This window comes from Phenylobacterium zucineum HLK1 (assembly GCF_000017265.1).
Classification (GTDB): Bacteria; Pseudomonadota; Alphaproteobacteria; order Caulobacterales; family Caulobacteraceae; genus Phenylobacterium; species Phenylobacterium zucineum.
Genome location: NC_011144.1, coordinates 939580 through 958161, shown reverse-complemented (window position 1 = coordinate 958161; position 18582 = coordinate 939580). Strand labels below are relative to the sequence as shown.

Genomic DNA, 18582 nt, shown 5'->3' with positions numbered 1-18582 from the left:
CGCTTTGAGAGACTCGTCTTTCCGCCCTACAACCGGATCGATGGTGGGGTGGAGGTTGGGGAGCTCTCCATGCGGTGCGGACTGAAGACGGCCCTCGCGGGCCTGGCGATGCTCATCCTCGGCCCCGCCGCGGCCGCGCAGGAGGCCGAGCCCTCGTCATCCCCGCCGCCGGCGATCGCCGCCGCCGCCCTGCCCGACGCGCCGGTCCCCTACACCCAGATCCGTCCGAAACGGCCCCAGCCCAAGGCGCGCCCGCAGGCGACCGCCCCGCAATCCGTCGCGGGCCAGGCGGCCGCCGCCCAGCCCGCGGCGCCCGCCGTCGCCGGAGCGGCGGACGTGGTCCCCGGCCTGCCCGTCCAGGCCACCGGCGCGCGGCTGTCGCCGGGCGAGACCATTCCCACCGCCGAGCTGGAGGCCTTCGTCGACGGCTGGGTGCGCGACGCCATGGCCCGCGAGCATGTCGCCGGGGCGGCGGTCTCGATCGTCCAGAACGGCCGGGTGGTCCTGAAGAAGGGCTACGGCTTCGCCGACCTCAACCCGCGAAAGGCCGTGGACCCCGACCGGACGCTGTTCCGCATCGGCTCGATCTCCAAGACCTTCACCTGGATCCTGGCGATGAACGAGGTCGAGAGGGGGCGGATGGCGCTCGACCAGCCGATCAACCGCTACCTGCCCGAGAAGACCCGGGTGCGCGGCGAGGGCTACCGCCGGCCGGTCACCCTGAAGACCCTGATGGACCACTCGCCGGGCTTCGAGGACCGGGCCATGGGCCAGCTCTTCGAACGCGACGCCGACCGCATCCGCCCCCTCGACCTCTACCTGCGGCAGGAGCGGCCCCGGCGCGTGCGCGCGTCGGGCGTGGCGTCCAGCTACTCCAACTACGGCACGGGGCTGGCGGGACTGGCGGTCGCCAACCTCAACCGCAAGCCGTTCGAGGACCTGGTCGAGGACGAGCTGCTCACGCCGCTGGGCATGAGCCGCACCACGTTCCGCGAGCCGCGTCCCGAGCGGCGCGGCCTGCCCGCGCCGATGCCGGCGGACCTGCAGGACGACGTGGCCCGCGGCTATTGGTGGCGCGGCGGAGCCTTCAAGGTGCGTCCCTACGAGTACATCGGCCAGATCGCCCCGGCCGGGTCGGCCTCGTCGACCGCCGGCGACATGGCGCGCTACATGCTGGCGCTGCTGGGCGACGGATCCTGGAATGGCGCGACCATCTACGGCCCCCGCGCGGCGCGGGCGTTCCGCCAGCCGATCCAGGCCACCGCGCCGGGGATCAACGGCTGGGCCCACGGCTTCATCGTCTACGGTCTGCCGGGGGGCTATCGCGGCTACGGCCACGACGGGGCGACCATCGCCTTCCATTCCAGCATGGTGGTGGCGCCGCAGCTGGGCCTCGGCGTCTTCATCACGACCAACAGCGACGACGGCCACGAGCTGAGCGGCCGGTTCGCCGAGGCCGTCGTGCGCCAGTTCTACGCCGCCCCGGTGACGTTCCCGCGCCCCGGCTCGGCCGAGCTGCTGGCGGCCCGCGGGGCGTTCGAGGGCTACTACGTCACCAGCCGCCGGGCCCATGGCGGGCTGGAGGGCTTCGTCGGCCTGATGATCGGCGGGACGCAGGCGCGCGTGACGCCGGAGGGCCGGCTGGTCACCGGCTCGGGCGACGAGCTGCGGACCTGGGTCCCGGAAGGCCCGGTCCGCGAGGGCCGGTTCATCGCCGCCGACGGCGACGAGCGGCTGGCCTTCCGGATGAAGAACGGCCGCGCCGTCAGCTTCCGCGACGCCTTCAACGCCGCCCAGATGCAGCGGGCGGCCTGGTGGATGCACCCGCTGCTCCTGGGCGCCCTGGCGGGCCTGACCGGCCTGGCCGCCATCGCGACCCTGCTGGGCGTCTTCCTGCGCAACCGGCGCGACTTCCGCGAAAGCCAGATCCAGGCGCGGGCCGCGCTCACCCAGAACATCCAGGCCGGGCTGTGGCTCGCCGCCTTCGCCCTGCTGGCGGCGTGGGGCATGCAGACGGCCGACCTCGCCAAGGTGTTCTTCGACTGGCCGGGGGCTCTGCTGATCACCGCATCGGCCTGCGCCCTCGTCGCCGCGGCCCTGACCCTGGTCACCGCGGCCGCGCTGCCGGCGGTCTGGCAGGGCGGCCGGCGGGTCGAATCGTGGACCGGGACCCGCAAGGCGTTCTTCACCGTCACTGTGCTGGTCTATGCCGCTTTCTCGGTGGTGCTGGGCCTCTGGGGCCTCCTGTCCCCCTGGAGCGGCTGAACTCCTTAAACCCGCGTTTACCAACGACTGGGTAATTCCTGCCTAGTGGAGGGCGGGAATGATTTGCCGCGCGCCCTCCGGAGTTGGGGGAAGGACGCCCGCGTGAACCAGTTGCTCGCGGCCATTCAGCGGTTCGGGATCGGGCGTCTGGCCGCCATCCTGGGGATCGGCGCGGGACTGGCGGCCGTGCTGTTCGCCATGACCATGGGCCTGGGCGAGCCCAAGGCCCTGCTCTATTCCAACCTCGACCTCAAGGAAGCCGGCTCGATCACCCAGGCGCTGGACCAGGCCGGGATCAAGTACGAGGTGAAGGGCGACGGCTCCACCATCCTCGTCGGCCGCGACAAGGTGGCAGCCACCCGCCTGATGCTGTCGTCGCGCGGCCTGCCGACCGCCGGTTCGGTCGGCTACGAGATCTTCGACGACGCCAAGGCCCTGGGCCAGACCGATTTCGTCCAGCAGCTCAACCGCCAGCGCGCCCTGGAAGGCGAACTGGCCCGCACCATCCGCAGCCTCGACGGCATCACCTCGGCGCGGGTGCACCTGGTGCTGCCCAAGCGCCAGCTCTTCCAGGAGGAGGCCGAGCAGCCCTCGGCCTCGGTCAACATCGGAGTCGGCGGCCGCGCCCCCAGCCCCGAACAGGTGCGCGCGATCCAGAACCTCATCGCCGGCGCCGTGCCCAACCTGCGGCCCGACCGCGTGACCGTGGTGGACCAGCACGCCAAGACGCTGTCCGGCGGCGACACCGGCATGGCCGCCGAGGCCGACAGCCGCAAGTCCGAGGTCGAGCAGCGCATCGCCAAGCAGGTGAAGAACCTGATCGAGGGCGTCGTCGGCCCCGGCAAGGCGCGCGTCAACGTCTCCGCCGAGCTGGAACTGGCGCGGGTCACCGTGCAGCAGGAGACCTTCGATCCCGACGGCCAGGTGATCCGCTCGGAATCCACCACCGACGAGAACAGCCGCGAGAACCAGGAAGACGGCGCGGGCCAAGCCGGCGTGGCCGGGAACCTGCCCGGCGCCGCGGCGCTGGGCGGCGGCGGCCTGGTCGGCTCGCAGAGCGGGCGCCAGGAATCCACCACCAACTACGAGATCTCCAAGACCGTCCGCACCGAGGTGCAGGAGCCCGGCCAGGTGAAGCGCCTGTCGGTCGCCGTCGCGGTGGACGGCGTCACCGCCATCGGCGCCGACGGCCAGCCGGGCGCCTACACGCCGCGCACCGCCGAGGAGATGCAGCGCATCGAGCAGCTGGTCCGCACCGCCGTCGGCTTCAACCAGGACCGCGGCGACCAGGTCAGCGTCATCAACGTCCGCTTCCCCACGCCCGACACGGTGGGCGGCGTCGAGGCGGCGAACCCGCTGATGGGCTTCGATAAGAACGACATCATGCGCGCGGTCGAGATCGGGGTGATGGCGATCGTCGGGATCCTGATGTTGATCTTCGTCGCCCGGCCGCTGCTGAAGAGCGCGACCGGCGGCGGCGGGGGCGGCCTGCCGATGATGATGGGCGGCCCGCAGGTGACCCGCGTCGTCACCACGGCCGACGGCCAGCCGATGCAGATCGCCGCCGACGGCACGGCCCAGCTCGCCCTGCCCGGCCCCGGTCATACCGAACTGGAGAGCAAGATCGACATGGCCCGCATCGAGGGCCAGGTGAAGGCCAGCTCGGTGAAGCGCGTGGCCGAGTTCGTCGAGAAGCATCCGGAGGAGTCGGTCGCGATCCTCCGTAGCTGGCTGCACGAGACGCCATGATCCGCGCGAAGGGCAAGAACGTCGCCGACGCGACCAAGCTGACCGGGCCGGAGAAGGCCGCGGTGGTGCTGCTCGCCCTCGGCGAGGAGCACGCCGAGGTGTGGCAGCAGCTCGACGAGGAGGAGATCAAGGAGATCTCCCAGGCGATGGCGAGCCTGGGCACGGTCCATTCCAGCGTGGTCGAGGACCTGCTGGTGGAATTCGTCTCGGGCATGTCGGCCACCGGCGCGATCATGGGCTCGTTCGAGCAGACCCAGCGGCTGCTGGCCTCGATCATGCCGCCCGACAAGGTCGACCAGCTCATGGAGGAGATCCGTGGGCCCGCCGGCCGGACCATGTGGGACAAGCTCGGCAACGTGAACGAGGCCGTGCTCGCCAACTACCTGAAGAACGAATACCCGCAGACCGTCGCGGTGGTGCTCTCGAAGATCAAATCCGAGCACGCTGCGCGCGTACTGGCCGCCCTGCCCGAGGACTTCGCCCTGGAGTGCGTCATGCGCATGCTGCGCATGGAGCCGGTGCAGCGGGACATCCTGGACAAGATCGAGCAGACGCTGCGCACCGAGTTCATGTCGAACCTGGCCCGCACCTCGAAGCGCGACAGCCACGAGATGATGGCCGACATCTTCAACGCCTTCGACCGCCAGACCGAGGCGCGGTTCATCACCGCCCTCGAGGAGCGCAACCGCGAGGCCGCCGAGCGCATCCGCGCGCTGATGTTCGTCTTCGAGGACCTGTCGAAGCTGGATCCCGGCGGCGTCCAGACCCTGCTGCGCTCGGTCGAGAAGGACCAGCTGGCCCTGGCGCTGAAGGGCGCTTCGGACGCCCTGCGCGAGATGTTCTTCTCCAACATGTCCGAGCGCGCCGCCAAGATCATGCGCGAGGACATGGAGACCATGGGCCCCGTGCGCCTGCGCGACGTGGACCAGGCGCAGATGGCGATCGTGCAGGTGGCCAAGGACCTCGCCAACAAGGGCGAGATCATGCTGGCCGGCGCCGGCGGCGACGACGAGCTGGTGTACTGATGTCCGGCGCCCCCGAGAAATTCACCTTCGACACCGAGTTCGACGCCGGCGGCGGCGTGGCCTTCGCGGCGCCCCGCCCCAAGCGGATGTTCCCGGCCGACGAGGTCGAGCAGATCCGCCAGGCGGCCTTCGCCGAGGGTCAGGCCCACGCCATGGCCGGCATCGCCGCCCAGCAGGCCCAGGCGCTGCAGGCGATCTCGGCCGCCTGCGCCCAGGCCCTGCCGAAGCTGGCCGAAGTGGCCCACGAGCACCGCACCGGCTCGGCGGCCCTGGCCCTGGCCTGCGGCCGGGCCATCGCCGACGCCGCCCTCGAGCGCTTCCCCGAGGCGCCGCTGCAGGCCGCCCTGGCCAGCCTCGCCCGCGAGATCGAGGCCCAGCCGCGGCTGGTGGTCGGCGCCGAGCCCGCGCTGGCCGAGGCCGTGCAGGGGCTGCTGGACGACGCCGCCCGGGCGGTCGGCTTCGAGGGCGCGATCCAGGTGAAGACCGACGGCGGCCTGCCCCGGCACGCCTTCACCCTCGACTTCGGCGACGGCGCGGCGGCCTTCGACCCGGCCGCCGCGGCCGAACGCGTGACCCAGGCGCTGGAGGCCGCGCTCGCCGCGGAAGGCCTCCACGCCGAACCCCTCATCCCCGGCAGCGAAAGCTAAAGCCCATGGCGGACGACGACCTGAAGCTGGACGAATTCGGACCCGAGGACGGCGCCCTGCCCGAGCCCTCGCCAGACGAGGACAAGACCGCGGGCGACCTCGCCCCGGTGTTCGACGTGCCGGTGAGCATCTCGGCGGTGCTGGGGCGCTCGACGCTCTCGGTCGCCCAGCTGCTGCAGCTGGCGCAGGGCAGCGTGCTGGAGCTCGACCGCAAGGTCGGCGAGGCGATCGACATCTATGTGAACAACCGCCTGGTGGCCCGCGGCGAGGTCGTCATCGTCGACGAGCGCCTGGGCGTGACCATGACGGAAATCATCAAGGACGGTGACGCCGCGGCCTGAGGCCGGGGCGGGGTGAAGGAGATTGCCGATGCGGCTTCTGGTCGTCGGAAAACTGAGCGGACAGCTCTCCGCCGCCGTGAAGATGGCGATGAGCGCGGGCGCCAAGGTCAGCCACGTGGAGACGATCCTCGCGGCGACGCACGCCCTGCGCGCCGGCCAGGGCGCCGACCTCCTGATGGTCGACTACGAGCTCGACATCGCGGGCCTGATCGAGGCCAACGAGGCCGAGCGGATCCGGGTGCCGGTGGTGGCCTGCGGCGTGGGGGCCGACCCCAAGCGCGCGGCCGACGCGATCCGCGCCGGGGCCAAGGAGTTCATCCCCCTGCCGCCCGAGGCCGAGCTGATCGCCGCGGTGCTGGCCGCGGTCAGCGACGACAACCGTCCGATGGTGGTGCGCGACCCGGCCATGGAGCAGGTCATCCAGCTGGCCGACCAGGTGGCGCCGTCCGACGCCTCGATCCTGATCACCGGGGAAAGCGGCTCGGGCAAGGAAGTCATCGCCCGCTACGTCCACCAGAAGTCCCGCCGCGCGAGCCGGCCGTTCATCTCGGTGAACTGCGCGGCCATCCCCGAGAACCTCCTGGAGAGCGAACTCTTCGGCCACGAGAAGGGCGCCTTCACCGGCGCGGTGGCCCGCCGGATCGGCAAGTTCGAGGAGGCCAACGGCGGCACCCTGCTGCTGGACGAAATCTCGGAGATGGACGCCCGGCTGCAGGCCAAGCTGCTGCGGGCGCTGCAGGAACGCGAGATCGACCGCGTCGGCGGGACCAAGCCGGTGAAGGTGGACATCCGCATCCTGGCCACCTCGAACCGCGACCTGGCCCAGGCGGTGAAGGAAGGGACGTTCCGCGAGGACCTGCTCTACCGCCTGAACGTCGTGAACCTGCGCCTGCCGCCGCTGCGGGAGCGGCCGGGCGACGTCGTCGCCCTGGCCGAGCACTTCGTGAAGAAGTACGCCGCCGCCAACGGCATGCCCGAGAAGCCGCTGTCGGCCGAGGCCAAGCGGCGCCTGGCCGCCCACCGCTGGCCCGGCAACGTGCGTGAGCTCGAGAACGCCATGCACCGCGCGGTGCTCCTGGCGACCGGGACCGAGATCGACGAAATGGCCATCCGCCTGCCCGACGGCCAGCCGCTGGCCCCGGCCGATCCGCACGCCAGGGCCGCCCAGGCCGCCTCTCTGGCGGCCGAGACCGCCAGCCGCTCATTCGTCGGCCAGACCGTGGCCGAGATGGAGCAGCAGCTGATCCTCGACACGCTGGAGCACTGCCTGGGCAACCGCACGCACGCGGCCAACATCCTCGGCATCTCGATCCGCACGCTGCGTAACAAGCTGAAGGAATACGCCGAGGCCGGCGTGTCGGTGCCGGCGCCGCAGATGGGCGCGAGCGCGGCCTGACGCGCGGGGCTTTGAGGGGGGCCTATGTCTGACACCGGTACGGCCGGGCGCCTTTCGGGCGCGCCGTCGCCGAAGGAAATCTGGGGCTGGTTCGCCCGGGGCGAAGTGGGCCTCGCGCTGGGCGTCGTCGGCATCGTCGTCCTGCTGATCCTGCCGGTGCCGGCCGTCCTGCTGGACGTGCTGCTGTCGGTCTCGATCACGTCGTCGGTGCTGATCCTGATGACGGCGATCCTCATCAAGAAGCCCCTGGAGTTCACCTCCTTCCCGACGGTCCTGCTGGTCACGACCCTGTACCGGCTGGGGCTCAACATCGCCTCGACGCGCCTGATCCTCAGCCACGGCCACGAGGGGGCCCACGGCGCCGGCAACATCATCGAGACCTTCGGGAAGATGATGATGGGCGGCAACTACGTCATCGGCGTGATCGTGTTCTCGATCCTGGTGCTGGTGAACTTCGTCGTCATCACCAAGGGCTCGGGCCGGATCGCCGAGGTCTCGGCGCGCTTCACGCTGGACTCCCTGCCCGGCAAGCAGATGGCCATCGACGCCGACCTCTCGGCCGGCCTGATCGAGCAGGAAGAGGCCAAGGTCCGCCGCAAGGAGCTCGAGCAGGAGAGCACTTTCTTCGGGGCCATGGACGGCGCCTCGAAGTTCGTGCGCGGCGACGCCGTCGCCGGCCTGATCATCGTGGCCATCAACGTCATCGGCGGCATCCTGATCGGGGTGATGCAGCACCAGCTGCCGCTCGGCGAGGCGGCCGCCAGCTACACCATCATGACCATCGGCGACGGCCTGGTGAGCCAGATCCCGGCGCTGATCATCTCGATCGCCGCCGGCTTCCTGGTCTCGAAGGCGGGCGTCGAGGGCGCGGCCGACAAGGCCCTGGTCAAGCAGCTGGCCATGAACCCGGTCAGCCTGGGCATGGTCTCGGCGGCGGCGGGCGTCATCGCGTTCATTCCGGGCATGCCGATCCTGCCCTTCGCCCTGATCTCGGTCGGCGCGGGCGTCCTGGCGTGGCGCCGCTCCCAGGCCAAGCCCGAGCCCGAGGTGGTGGACCTGTCGGCCGAGGCGCTGCCCGCCGACCAGGAGGAGCCGATCTCCCAGACCCTGGCCATCGACGAGATCAAGATCGAGCTGGGCTACGGGCTGCTGGGCCTCATCAACGACCTGGAGGGCCGCCGGCTCACCGACCAGATCAAGGCCCTGCGCAAGACCCTGGCCGCCGACTTCGGCTTCGTGATGCCGTCCGTGCGCATCCTCGACAACATGCGCCTGCCGTCCCAGGGCTACTGCATCCGCATCAAGGAGATGGAGGCCGGGTCGGGCGAGGTGCGCCTGGGTCAGCTGATGGCCATGGACCCCCGTGGCGGCCAGGTGGAGCTGCCCGGCGAGCACGTCAAGGAGCCGGCGTTCGGCCTGCCGGCCACCTGGATCGACGACGGCCTGCGCGAGGAGGCCACCTTCCGCGGCTACACCATCGTCGACCCGGCGACGGTGCTGACCACGCACCTGACCGAGATCCTCAAGGAGAACATGCCCGAGCTGCTCTCCTACGCCGAGGTGCAGAAGCTGCTGGCCGACCTGCCGCAGCACCAGAAGAAGCTGGTCGACGATCTGGTGCCCAGCGTGGTCACCGTCACCACCATCCAGCGGGTCCTGCAGGCGCTGCTGCGCGAGCGCGTCTCGATCCGCGACATCGGGGCCATTCTGGAAGGCGTGGGCGAGGCCGCTCCGCACACCAGCTCGATCACCCTGCTGGTGGAGCAGGTCCGCGCCCGGCTCGGCCGCCAGCTCTGCTACGCCTACCGCGGCGACGACGGGGCGCTGCCGATCATCACGCTGTCGGGCGAGTGGGAGAACGCCTTCGCCGAGGCCCTGGTCGGCCAGGGCGAGGACAGGCAGCTGGCCCTCGCCCCCTCGCGCCTGCAGGACTTCATCCGCGGCGTGCGCGAGACCTTCGAGCGCGCGGCGCTGGCCGGCGACAGCCCCGTGCTGCTGACCAGCCCCGCGATCCGGCCCTACGTCCGTTCGATCATCGAGCGCTTCCGCGGTCAGACCCCGGTGATGAGCCAGAACGAGATCCACCCCCGCGCGAGGCTCCGGACCGTCGGCGCCATCTGACCGCGGCCGTTCGCCCGTTGCAGGCCGCCGTTCCGGCTGGTAGCCGTTCGGTCCGGACGGGCCCCGATCGGGGTCGCTTTTCAAGTCTTCAGGTTTCGGATGCGGCGACCTCTCGAACGACCCCAGGGCCCGGGCGCGCGGTTCCTCTGGGACCTGCTCTCCTTCGAGCGCCTGATGACCGGCCAGGTGATCCACCTGGTCTACTGGGCGGGGCTGGGCGTGATCGCCGTCATGGCCTTCGGCGTGCTGGGCGCGACCGTCGGCGTGGCGATCCGCGAGGGCACCATCCTCGGCGTCCTTCTGGCGCTGGCCGTGCTGGCGGTCGGCCTGCTGGGCGTCGGCGTCGCGGTGCTGCTGTGGCGCTCGTTCTGCGAGTTCTACGTCGCCGTCTTCCGCATCAGCGAAGACCTCTCGGTCCTGCGCAAGGACGTCGAGGACGAGCGCGCGCGCCAAGGCCGTTCGTAGGGGCGTGATCGCAGGCCTGCTACGGTCGCGCTGAACCGGTAAGACCCCAAACGCGCCCCATTCTCGCCCCCGGATCGCGGTCTCCAAGAGACGGGTGCAGCAGGGGGCGTCACCGCAGCCGTTCACCACCAAGTTGAAGCTCCGCGACCCTCCGGGGCGCGAGGGCGACGCCTTGCGGGCGGACGACGGCGTGCGGCCTAGTCGAGGGAAACACCGGAAATGAGCGCTGGGACCTACTCAGACCTTCTTCGCGCGCTCGGGCAGAACGAGTCCGGGAACAACTACGCCTTCGTGAGCAGCCTGGGCTACCTGGGCCGCTTCCAGTTCGGCGAGGAGGCCCTCCAGGCCATCGGCTTCTACCAGGGCGACGGCAATCCCTACGCCATCGACTTCGTGGGCGCCTGGACCGAGACGGCCCACGGCTACGGCGTCTGGGACAAGGCGAGCTTCCTCGCCACGCCGGCGGCCCAGGACGCGGCCGCCGACGCCTGGTTCGGCAAGGTGTGGCAGGACGCCGCGGCGCTGAACCTGCAGAGCTACATCGGCCAGTGGGTGGCGGGCGTGGAGGTGACCCCTTCGGGCATCCTGGCCGGCGCGCACCTCGTGGGCGTCTGGAACCTGAAGTCCTGGCTGGAGAGCGGCGGGGCGGTCGACACCCGCGACGGCTACGGCACGCCGGTCTCGCAGTACGTCGGCAAGTTCGGCGGCTACGACACGCCCTTCGCCCCCGCCGGGGGCGAAGGTGGCGGCGGAAGCGGCGGCGGCGGCGCGGGCGACGGCGCCGCGGGCCAGTTCCTGCAGGGCGGCGACGGGGCCGACCACCTCGCGGGCGGCGGCGGCGCCGACACCCTCGAGGGCGGCGCCGGGGTCAACGTCCTGCGCGGCGGCGCGGGCGGCGACAGCCTGCAGGGCGGCTGGCAGTTCGACGACCTGCACGGCAACACCGGGAACGACACCGTGGCCGGCGGTTCGGGCGACGACTGGGTCGTGGGCGGCCAGGACGACGACCTGCTGTTCGGCGACGACGGCGGGGACGTGGTGCTCGGCAACCTCGGCCAGGACACCGCTGACGGCGGCGGCGGGAACGACGTGGTCCGCGGCGGCCAGGGCGACGACAGCCTGACCGGCGGCTGGGGCGACGACTTCCTGGCCGGCGACCGGGGCTCCGACACCCTCGCGGGCGGCGGCGGGGCCGACACCTTCCACGTCTTCCAGGGCTCGGGGCTGGACCTCGTGCTGGACTTCAATCCCTGGGAGGGCGACCGCGTCGACGCGCTGGGCCCCTACTCCACCTACCAGAGCGACGCCGGGGCGGTCGTGGACATGGGCGGCGACAGCCGGATGGTGCTGCAGGGCGTGCAGCTCTCGTCGCTGCCCGAAGGCTGGATCGTCTAGCGGGCCTTGCGCAGGCCGAGTTCGTCCAGCGCCGCGGTCTCGCGGCGGCCCTGCGCCTTCACTTCGAGCAGGCGGGCGGACTCGGCCACCTGCTCGTACTTCTTCTGAGCCTCGAAGGCCTCGGCGAGCGCATCGCGGGCGCCGGCCTCCTCGGCGAGGATGACCTCGATCTCGGCCTGGATCGCCGCCTTCCGCAGCCGCAGCCCGTCCAGGTAGGCGGAAAGGCTCAGGCCGGTGTCGGGATCGCTCGCCGCATGGGCCGTCTCGGCCTCGCCCTCGGCGAACAGGCGCGCGAGGCGCTGCTGGGCGGCCATGCGGCGATCCACCACCTCGGCCAGGCGCTTCTGCAGCACCTCGACCTCATAGGACGCGAGCTTGATCAGCGACTGGGACCAGTTGCTCATGCCGCGGCCGCCTCACCAGCCTGGCCCAGGATCATGGCGAGCCCGGCGAAGGACTCCTCCAGCCCGGTGGCGTCGTCCGGGTCCTGGGAGAGGAATGCTTCGAGCGACGGGTTGAGCTCGATCGCCCGGTCGATCAGCGGATCGGCCCCGGCGCGGTAGGCGCCGATGCGGATCAGCTCCTCCATGTTGGCGTAGGCCGACAGCGCCTGGCGGGCCTGTTTCACCACCTCGCGCTCGTGCGGCTGCTGGCAGCCCGGCATGGTCCGGCTGATCGATTTCAGCACGTTGATGGCCGGGAAGCGGCCGCGCTCGGCGATGGCCCGCTCCATCACGATGTGGCCGTCGAGGATGCCGCGCACCGCATCGGCGATCGGCTCGTTGTGGTCGTCGCCGTCCACCAGCACGGTGAAGAGGCCGGTGATCGGCCCCGCCCGCGTCCCGTCGGGCCGGATGGGCCCGGGGCCGGCGCGCTCCAGCAGCTTGGGCAGCTCGGTGAAGACGGTGGGGGTGTAGCCCTTGGTGGTCGGCGGCTCGCCGGCGGCCAGGCCGATCTCGCGCTGGGCCATGGCGAAGCGGGTGACGCTGTCCATGAGGCACAGGACCTCCAGATCCTGGTCGCGCAGGAACTCGGCGATGGCCATGGTCATGTAGGCGGCCTGGCGGCGCTTGAGCGCCGGCTCGTCCGACGTGGCGACCACGACGATGGCGCGTTTCAGACCTTCCTCGCCCAGGGTCTCCTCGATGAACTCCCGCACCTCGCGCCCCCGCTCGCCGATCAGGCCGACCACGACGGCGTCGCAGTCGGCGTTCTTGGCCAGCATCGAGAGCAGCACCGACTTGCCGACGCCCGAGCCGGCGAAGACGCCCAGGCGCTGGCCCCGGCAGCAGGTGGTGAAGACGTTCATGGCCCGCACGCCCAGGTCCAGCCGCTCGCCCACCCGGGCGCGGGCGTGCGCGGCCGGCGGGGGGGCGCGCAGCGGATAGCTGGCCAGTCCCTGCGGCAGCGGCCCCTTGCCGTCGATGGGATTGCCGAAGGCGTCGACGGTGCGGCCCAGCCAGGCGCGCGTCGGGCGCACGGCCGAGCCCTGGGGCTCGATGCGGATCTCGGCGCCGGGGGCGACGCCCTCCACCGGACCGAAGGGCATCAGCAGCGCGCGGGTGTCGCGGAAGCCCACCACCTCGGCGGCCAGCGGATCGTGTCCGAAGCGGGCGATCTCGGCCCGGGCGCCGACGGCCAGGCGGGTCAGCCCCCCGCGGGCCTCGATCAGGAGGCCGTTCACGGCCGCCACGCGCCCGGACACGGTCAGGGGATCGAGCCGCTCCACGGCGGCGACAAGACTCTGCACGAACGCCCCTCAGCCAACGGCGCCGAGAGTCGGCGCTTCGCCGTTAAGAGGGGGTGAAGATTTTGCCTAGTGCAGGGTGGTCTGCAGGCCGGCGGGCGTGCCCGTGGCCCGCGTCCAGGGCAGGCGCTCGCGGCCGCGCTGGACCAGGGGACCGGCCTGCCGCTGCAGGGTCTCGCGGTTGCGCCAGGCGAGCGCCGCCGCCAGCCCCAGGATCGCCGCGCCCAGCACCAGCCCCGGCCGCTTGTGCGCCTCGGTGTAGACCGAGAACGGCCGGCTGCCGTAGGCGTCCGTTCGGGCCTGGCCGTCCGCCGAGGGCGAGTAGAGGCTGTCGTCCTGCGCCTTCTCGCCCTTGCGGCGCGACAGCGGCGGCATGACCGCGGCGTAGACCCTGTCGGTCAGGGACGGCGCCATCGCCTGCGCCAGGACGAGCTGCCGGCCGGCGCCGCCGACGGTGAGCTCGCGCACATGCCGCCGGGCCGCGTGCAGGATCGCGCCGGCCACCACCTCGGGCGCATAGACCGGCGGCGGCACGCGGGCGGGCTCCTCCATCAGGTTGCGGGCGTGCTCGGGGAACGGCGTGCCGATGCTGGCGGGCTTGATCAGCGTCACCTGCACCGGCGCGCCCTGGCGTTGCAGGTCCATCCGCAGGCAGTCGGTGAAGCCCTTCACCGCATGCTTCGAGGCCACGTACGGACCCATCAGCGGCGAGGCCATGTCCGAGACGATCGAGCCGACGTTGATGATCGCCCCGCCGCCGGGGCGGTCCTTCAGGTGGCGGGCGGCTTCGACCGAGCCGTTGACCACGCCGAAGTAGTTGGTGCGGAACAGGCGCTCGTGGTCCTCGACGGGGATCTCCAGGCTGTCGCCGTAGATGCCGACGCCGGCGTCGTTCACCCAGGTGTCGAAGCCGCCGAACCGCGCCGCCGCCTCGCGCGCGATCCGCGCGACGTCCTCGGCCTCCCCGACGTCCGCCACCACGAAGTGGGCGCGGCCGCCGTCCGCCTCGAGTTCGGCGCAGATCTGCAGCAGGGCCTCTTCGTTGCGGGCGGCCAGGACCACGGCGGCGCCGGCCTGGGCCGCGGCCCGAGCGGTCGCGAGGCCGATCCCCGAGCTCGCGCCGGTGATGACGATGACCTGCTGGTCGAGCGGCTTCAGCTTGGCGCGCATGGGGGGCTCCGGATGTCTGAGGATTCAGGTCCTCAACAGGGAGCGCGCGGCGCCTGTTCCCCGCTAGGCGCCGATCTCGTCCTGTCGCCGCCGCGGCAGACGCTGGGCCAGGGCGATCCCGCGCACGCGGGCGTCCTCTATCAGCGGCGCGGCCGTTCGGCGGATCCGCTCGCGGTTGCGCCAGGCCAGGAATCCCAGCCCAACTGCGGCCGCGCCCAGCAGGAAGGCGGGATTCTTCGGCACATAGCGGGCCACGGGGCGCACCATCGGCAGCACGGCGGCGGCGCGCTTCAGGTGCTCGCGGGGGCTGCGGCCCTGACGGAGGCTCGGGGCGGCGTTCGGGTCGGTCGTCTCGTCCATGGTTCTCTGTCCAGCTTCCCCGCCAGAAACCCCGAGCGAGCGGGGCCGTTCCGCCCGCTGTTTCGGACGGGGTGTCCAATCACAAAAGATTCAACAGGGGTGCGACCGAGGGTCCGCAAGCGCGCGCTTGAGTCGGATTCTCAAATCAGATTAACGATTCGGTCAGACGGGCTAGTTTCCATTAACCAGTCTTAAATTAACTCGGCGGCAAGATTGCCGGTGAGGTCCGGGGCGGATTCTGTGAATTCGCAGGGGTTTGCGGGTACTCGTTAGGAGAGGCGAATGCGCGTACTGTTGATCGAGGACGACAGCGCGACCGCGCAAAGCATCGAGCTGATGCTGAAGTCCGAAGGCTTCAACGTCTACACCACCGATCTCGGTGAGGAAGGCGTCGATCTCGGCAAAATCTACGACTACGACCTGATCCTGCTGGACCTGAACCTGCCGGACATGAGCGGCATGGACGTGCTGCGCACGCTGCGGGTCGGCAAGATCAACACCCCGATCATGATCCTGTCGGGCACCGCCGAGATCGAGACGAAGGTGAAGACCTTCACGGGCGGCGCCGACGACTACATGACCAAGCCGTTCCACAAGGACGAGCTGGTCGCCCGCATCCACGCCGTGGTCCGCCGCTCGAAGGGCCACGCGCAGTCGGTCATCAAGACCGGCGACATCACGGTCAACCTGGACGCCAAGACGGTCGAGGTGAACGGCATCCGCGTCCACCTGACCGGCAAGGAATACCAGATGCTGGAGCTCCTCTCCCTGCGGAAGGGCACGACCCTGACCAAGGAGATGTTCCTGAACCACCTCTACGGCGGCATGGACGAGCCCGAGCTGAAGATCATCGACGTGTTCATCTGCAAGCTGCGCAAGAAGCTGGCCGCCGCCGCCGACGGCAAGCACCACATCGAGACGGTGTGGGGCCGCGGCTACGTCCTGCGCGACCCGCAGGAAGGCGTGATCGCCGCCTAAGGTTCAGTTCGAGGAGAGTCACGGAACGCCCGCCCTCACCGGCGGGCGTTTTCGTTTGCGCGCCGCCGGGCTAGCCTGCCGAAAAGGGATCGGGGGAGACGGCCGTGGGCAGGATGATCGCGCTGATCCTGGCGCTGGTGGCGGGCGGCTGGATCGCCTGGCTGTCCGAGCGCACGCCCGAGCCCCGTCCCGCCGACGCGCCGCCCGCCCGGTTCTCCGCCGCCAGGGCCATGGCCGATGTCGGGGTCATCGCCGCCCGCCCCCACCCCATGGGCTCGGCCGAGAACCGCCGCGTGCGGGACCACATCGTCGCCCGGATGCGCGCCCTGGGACTGGAAACGGAGATCCGTCGCGGTCCCGGCCTCTTCGACCGGAAGGTGCGGGGCGACCTGGCGATCGGCGGCGGAACGATCGAGAACATCGTCGGCGTCCTGCCGGGCCGCGACCGCGGCGCGTCCGCCGTGGCGGTGATGGCCCACTACGACAGCGTGCCCGGTTCACCCGGCGCGGCGGACGACGCCTCGGGCGTGGCGGCGGCCCTGGAGATCGTCCGCGCGATCCGCGCCCGCGGCGTCCCGGCCCGCGACGTGGTCCTGCTGATCACCGACGGCGAGGAGTCGGGCCTGCTCGGCGCCGAAGCCTTCTTCCGGCGAGATCCCATGGCCGCGCGCATCGGCTTCGTCGTCAACATGGAGGCGCGCGGCGGCGCCGGCCGGGCGCAGATGTTCGAGACCGGGACCGGCAACGGCCAGACGATCGCCCTCTACCGCCGCGCCGTGGCCGAGCCGGCGGCGGCCTCGCTGTCCACCTTCGTCTACGAGCACATGCCGAACGGCACCGACTTCACCCTGCCGAAGGACGCCGGGCTGCCGGGGGTGAACCTGGCCTTCATCGGCCGGCAGTTCGACTACCACTCGGCGACCTCCACGCCGGCCAACCTCGACAAGGGCTCCCTGCAGCACCTGGGCGACCAGGCCCTGGCCGTCACCCTGGCGACCGCCTTCGCCCAGGCCCTGCCCGAACCCGGCCCCGACCAGGTCTACAGCCAGGTCCCGGGCGGCGTCCTGATCGCCTATCCGACCTGGGCCGGCTGGCTGGTCCTGGTGGCGGCGGCCGCGCTGATCGCCCTGGGCGTGCTTCGGGCGCGGCGGACGGACGGCCTGTCCGCCTGGGACGCGGCCCGCGGCGCGGCGGCGCTCCTGTTCGCCGTCCTGGGGGCCGCCGCCGTGCTGACCCTTGCGCGTAAGGCGACCGGCGCCGGCGCGGGCCACTTCGAGCAGATGTGGCTGCTGGCCCAGGCGGTCCGCTGGGAGGCCGCGGTGCTGGTGCTCGCCCTGGGCTTCCTGCTGCTCGCCGCCGCCACCGCGTCCCGCGGGCGGCGGATGGTCGCGGCCCTGCCGGCCGCGGCCGGGATCGTCGCCTTCCTGCTGGACCGCCAGGACTATCTCACCCTGGGTCTCGGCCTCGCGGCCGGCGCCATCGGGCTCTTCGCGTACTGGCGGGCGTCGGCGCGCCCCGGCGCCTGGACCGGCGTGCTGCTGACGGGCCTGGCCCTGGCGGCCTTCCTGCAGGTTGCGGCTCCGACCACCGCCTATGTGGTCGCCTGGCCCCTCCTGGCCGCCGCCGTGGGCGCCGCGGCCACCGACATGGCCGCCCGGCGCGGCCCCGCGGCCCTCGCCGTCCTGGCGCTGCTGGCCGCCCTGACCCTCGGGTTCGCGGCCGGCTACGCCCACGCCGCCTACCTCAGCCTCGACCTGATGGCCCTGCAGGCGATGCCGGTGCTGATGGCGGCGCTGGCCCTCTGGCCCCTGGCCCAGCCCGCCGAGGGCGCGCCGCCGGCCCGGCTGCTGGGGCCGCTGCTGCTCGTGGCGGGCGCCGTGCTGGTGGCGGTGGTCCGCTTCGACGCTCCTTGGAGCGCGCGCCACCCTCAGCTCAGCTACGTCGTCTATCACGTGGACCAGGACGCCGGCAGCGCCTGGCGGACCAGCCTGGCCCCCGCCGGTCCCTGGGCGCGGCAGGTGTTGCGGGCCGACGGCGGCGAGATCGTGCGGCGCGAACACTGGATGCAGCGCCAGCCTGCGCAGGCCGCCCCCGCCCGCATGGTCGCCGAGGCGCCGCCGCAGATCACCGTCACGCCGCTGCCGGACGGGCGGGTCAGCCTGAGGGCCGCACCCCCGCCCGGCGCCCGCCAGCTCGCGCTGCAGATCCGGCCCAGCGTCGCGGCGCGGATCGAGCAGGTCGGCGGCGTCGCCCGGCCGCTGGAGCTGAAGCCCGGCCGCTGGACGAAGGTGTGGTGGGAGGCCGAGCCGTCCGGCGTGGAGCTGGTCCTGCGCCCTGCCGCGCCCGGCGGCCTCGAGGTGCGCTACGCGGCGACGCTGGAGCGCTGGCCGGCGGGCGTGCGGCCGCCGCCCCCGCGCCCCGCCGACGTCATGGCCTTCCACACCTCGGATTCCACGGTCGTGACGGGCACGCGGCGCTTCACTTGGTGAGCACGAGCCTCTATCGGGGAGCCATGAGCGACGTCGTCATCTATCACAACCCCGCCTGCGGGACCTCGCGCAACACGCTGGCCCTGCTGCGCGAGAAGGGGATCGAGCCGAAGGTCGTGGAGTACCTGAAGGAGGGCTGGACCAAGGACCAGCTCAAGGACCTCCTGAAGCGCATGGACGCTTCGGCGCACGACATCCTGCGCGTCCGCGGCACCAACGCCGAGGAACTGGGCCTGACCGATCCGGCCGCCTCGGAAGACGCCTTGATCGCGGCGATGATCATCGAGCCGATCCTGGTGAATCGCCCTATCGTGACGACCTCCAAGGGCGCGGCCCTGTGCCGGCCCGCGGAACTGGTCCTGGGTCTGCTCTAGAGAGGTCGATCTAGACGTCCGTGACAATTCGACCGGGGGCGCAGCGCCGCCATTCCGGGC

At 71.7% G+C, this 18582-nt stretch carries 16 protein-coding genes; 12 read left to right on the top strand and 4 right to left on the bottom strand.

Annotation, left to right across the window (positions count from 1 at the left end):
* Positions 1–69 precede the first annotated feature (69 nt).
* The 9 genes from PHZ_RS04720 to PHZ_RS21480 all read left to right on the top strand — a co-directional run bounded on the left by PHZ_RS04720 (position 70) and on the right by PHZ_RS21480 (position 11404).
* Positions 70–2265 carry a serine hydrolase domain-containing protein gene (locus PHZ_RS04720; RefSeq protein WP_012521425.1) on the top strand — a complete coding sequence of 732 codons (2196 nt, stop codon included), beginning with the start codon at positions 70–72 and terminating at the stop codon, positions 2263–2265.
* A gap of 102 nt (positions 2266–2367) precedes the next feature.
* Positions 2368–4014, top strand: a complete 1647-nt coding sequence (gene fliF, locus PHZ_RS04715; RefSeq protein ID WP_012521424.1) for a flagellar basal-body MS-ring/collar protein FliF — start codon at positions 2368–2370, stop codon at positions 4012–4014.
* Positions 4011–5039, top strand: coding sequence for a flagellar motor switch protein FliG (fliG, locus tag PHZ_RS04710; RefSeq protein ID WP_012521423.1), 1029 nt, complete (start codon positions 4011–4013; stop codon positions 5037–5039). Before fliF ends, fliG begins: the two co-directional genes overlap by 4 nt.
* On the top strand, positions 5039–5686 hold the full coding sequence (locus PHZ_RS04705; protein ID WP_041373185.1) for a FliH/SctL family protein: 648 nt from the start codon (positions 5039–5041) through the stop codon (positions 5684–5686). Before fliG ends, PHZ_RS04705 begins: the two co-directional genes overlap by 1 nt.
* A 5-nt stretch (positions 5687–5691) precedes the next feature.
* Entirely contained in the window at positions 5692–6027 is a 336-nt protein-coding gene (gene fliN, locus PHZ_RS04700) for a flagellar motor switch protein FliN (protein ID WP_012521421.1), read from the top strand.
* A 28-nt stretch (positions 6028–6055) separates the two neighbouring features.
* Positions 6056–7423 (top strand): sigma-54-dependent transcriptional regulator FlbD, encoded by a 1368-nt coding sequence (gene flbD / locus PHZ_RS04695; RefSeq protein ID WP_012521420.1) that lies wholly within the window; start codon positions 6056–6058, stop codon positions 7421–7423.
* A 24-nt stretch (positions 7424–7447) separates the two neighbouring features.
* A complete protein-coding gene (gene flhA, locus PHZ_RS04690; RefSeq protein ID WP_012521419.1) occupies positions 7448–9544 on the top strand; it encodes a flagellar biosynthesis protein FlhA in 2097 nt (698 codons plus the stop codon).
* A 99-nt stretch (positions 9545–9643) separates the two neighbouring features.
* The gene (locus tag PHZ_RS04685) at positions 9644–10009 is read left to right on the top strand and encodes a DUF4282 domain-containing protein (RefSeq protein WP_012521418.1); all 366 of its coding nucleotides are present in this window, start codon (positions 9644–9646) and stop codon (positions 10007–10009) included.
* Positions 10010–10228: 219 nt separating this feature from the next.
* Positions 10229–11404 carry a calcium-binding protein gene (locus PHZ_RS21480; RefSeq protein ID WP_012521417.1) on the top strand — a complete coding sequence of 392 codons (1176 nt, stop codon included), beginning with the start codon at positions 10229–10231 and terminating at the stop codon, positions 11402–11404.
* Here the strand turns inward: PHZ_RS21480 and PHZ_RS04675 are convergent.
* The 4 genes from PHZ_RS04675 to PHZ_RS04660 all read right to left on the bottom strand — a co-directional run bounded on the left by PHZ_RS04675 (position 11401) and on the right by PHZ_RS04660 (position 14681).
* A complete protein-coding gene (locus PHZ_RS04675; protein ID WP_012521416.1) occupies positions 11401–11808 on the bottom strand; it encodes a flagellar export protein FliJ in 408 nt (135 codons plus the stop codon). The genes PHZ_RS21480 and PHZ_RS04675 overlap by 4 nt on opposite strands.
* Entirely contained in the window at positions 11805–13154 is a 1350-nt protein-coding gene (gene fliI / locus PHZ_RS04670; RefSeq protein ID WP_012521415.1) for a flagellar protein export ATPase FliI, read from the bottom strand. Before fliI ends, PHZ_RS04675 begins: the two co-directional genes overlap by 4 nt.
* 66 nt (positions 13155–13220) lie before the next feature.
* Positions 13221–14321, bottom strand: a complete 1101-nt coding sequence (locus PHZ_RS04665; RefSeq protein WP_012521414.1) for an SDR family oxidoreductase — start codon at positions 14319–14321, stop codon at positions 13221–13223.
* Positions 14322–14384: 63 nt separating this feature from the next.
* Positions 14385–14681, bottom strand: coding sequence for a hypothetical protein (locus PHZ_RS04660; protein WP_041373182.1), 297 nt, complete (start codon positions 14679–14681; stop codon positions 14385–14387).
* 282 nt (positions 14682–14963) lie between these two features.
* Between PHZ_RS04660 and ctrA the strand changes: the two genes are divergently transcribed.
* The 3 genes from ctrA (at position 14964) to arsC (ending at position 18522) form a co-directional block, all read left to right on the top strand.
* The gene (gene ctrA, locus PHZ_RS04655; protein WP_012521413.1) at positions 14964–15659 is read left to right on the top strand and encodes a response regulator transcription factor CtrA; all 696 of its coding nucleotides are present in this window, start codon (positions 14964–14966) and stop codon (positions 15657–15659) included.
* 113 nt (positions 15660–15772) lie between these two features.
* Positions 15773–18148: a M20/M25/M40 family metallo-hydrolase gene (locus tag PHZ_RS04650; protein WP_012521412.1), complete on the top strand. Its 2376-nt coding sequence runs from the start codon at positions 15773–15775 to the stop codon at positions 18146–18148.
* Positions 18149–18171: 23 nt separating this feature from the next.
* Positions 18172–18522 carry an arsenate reductase (glutaredoxin) gene (arsC, locus tag PHZ_RS04645; RefSeq protein WP_041373181.1) on the top strand — a complete coding sequence of 117 codons (351 nt, stop codon included), beginning with the start codon at positions 18172–18174 and terminating at the stop codon, positions 18520–18522.
* The last annotated feature ends 60 nt before the right edge of the window (positions 18523–18582 follow it).

Bases quoted from the DNA above. Each gene is read 5' to 3' on its own strand.
- ctrA (WP_012521413.1), top strand. From the start codon at position 14,964: ATGCGCGTACTGTTGATCGAGGACGACAGCGCGACCGCGCAAAGCATC.
- PHZ_RS04660 (WP_041373182.1), bottom strand. From the start codon at position 14,681: ATGGACGAGACGACCGACCCGAACGCCGCCCCGAGCCTCCGTCAGGGC.
- PHZ_RS04705 (WP_041373185.1), top strand. From the start codon at position 5,039: ATGTCCGGCGCCCCCGAGAAATTCACCTTCGACACCGAGTTCGACGCC.
- arsC (WP_041373181.1), top strand. From the start codon at position 18,172: ATGAGCGACGTCGTCATCTATCACAACCCCGCCTGCGGGACCTCGCGC.
- PHZ_RS21480 (WP_012521417.1), top strand. From the start codon at position 10,229: ATGAGCGCTGGGACCTACTCAGACCTTCTTCGCGCGCTCGGGCAGAAC.
- flhA (WP_012521419.1), top strand. From the start codon at position 7,448: ATGTCTGACACCGGTACGGCCGGGCGCCTTTCGGGCGCGCCGTCGCCG.
- fliN (WP_012521421.1), top strand. From the start codon at position 5,692: ATGGCGGACGACGACCTGAAGCTGGACGAATTCGGACCCGAGGACGGC.
- PHZ_RS04720 (WP_012521425.1), top strand. From the start codon at position 70: ATGCGGTGCGGACTGAAGACGGCCCTCGCGGGCCTGGCGATGCTCATC.
- fliG (WP_012521423.1), top strand. From the start codon at position 4,011: ATGATCCGCGCGAAGGGCAAGAACGTCGCCGACGCGACCAAGCTGACC.
- PHZ_RS04650 (WP_012521412.1), top strand. From the start codon at position 15,773: ATGATCGCGCTGATCCTGGCGCTGGTGGCGGGCGGCTGGATCGCCTGG.
- PHZ_RS04685 (WP_012521418.1), top strand. From the start codon at position 9,644: ATGCGGCGACCTCTCGAACGACCCCAGGGCCCGGGCGCGCGGTTCCTC.
- flbD (WP_012521420.1), top strand. From the start codon at position 6,056: ATGCGGCTTCTGGTCGTCGGAAAACTGAGCGGACAGCTCTCCGCCGCC.
- PHZ_RS04675 (WP_012521416.1), bottom strand. From the start codon at position 11,808: ATGAGCAACTGGTCCCAGTCGCTGATCAAGCTCGCGTCCTATGAGGTC.
- PHZ_RS04665 (WP_012521414.1), bottom strand. From the start codon at position 14,321: ATGCGCGCCAAGCTGAAGCCGCTCGACCAGCAGGTCATCGTCATCACC.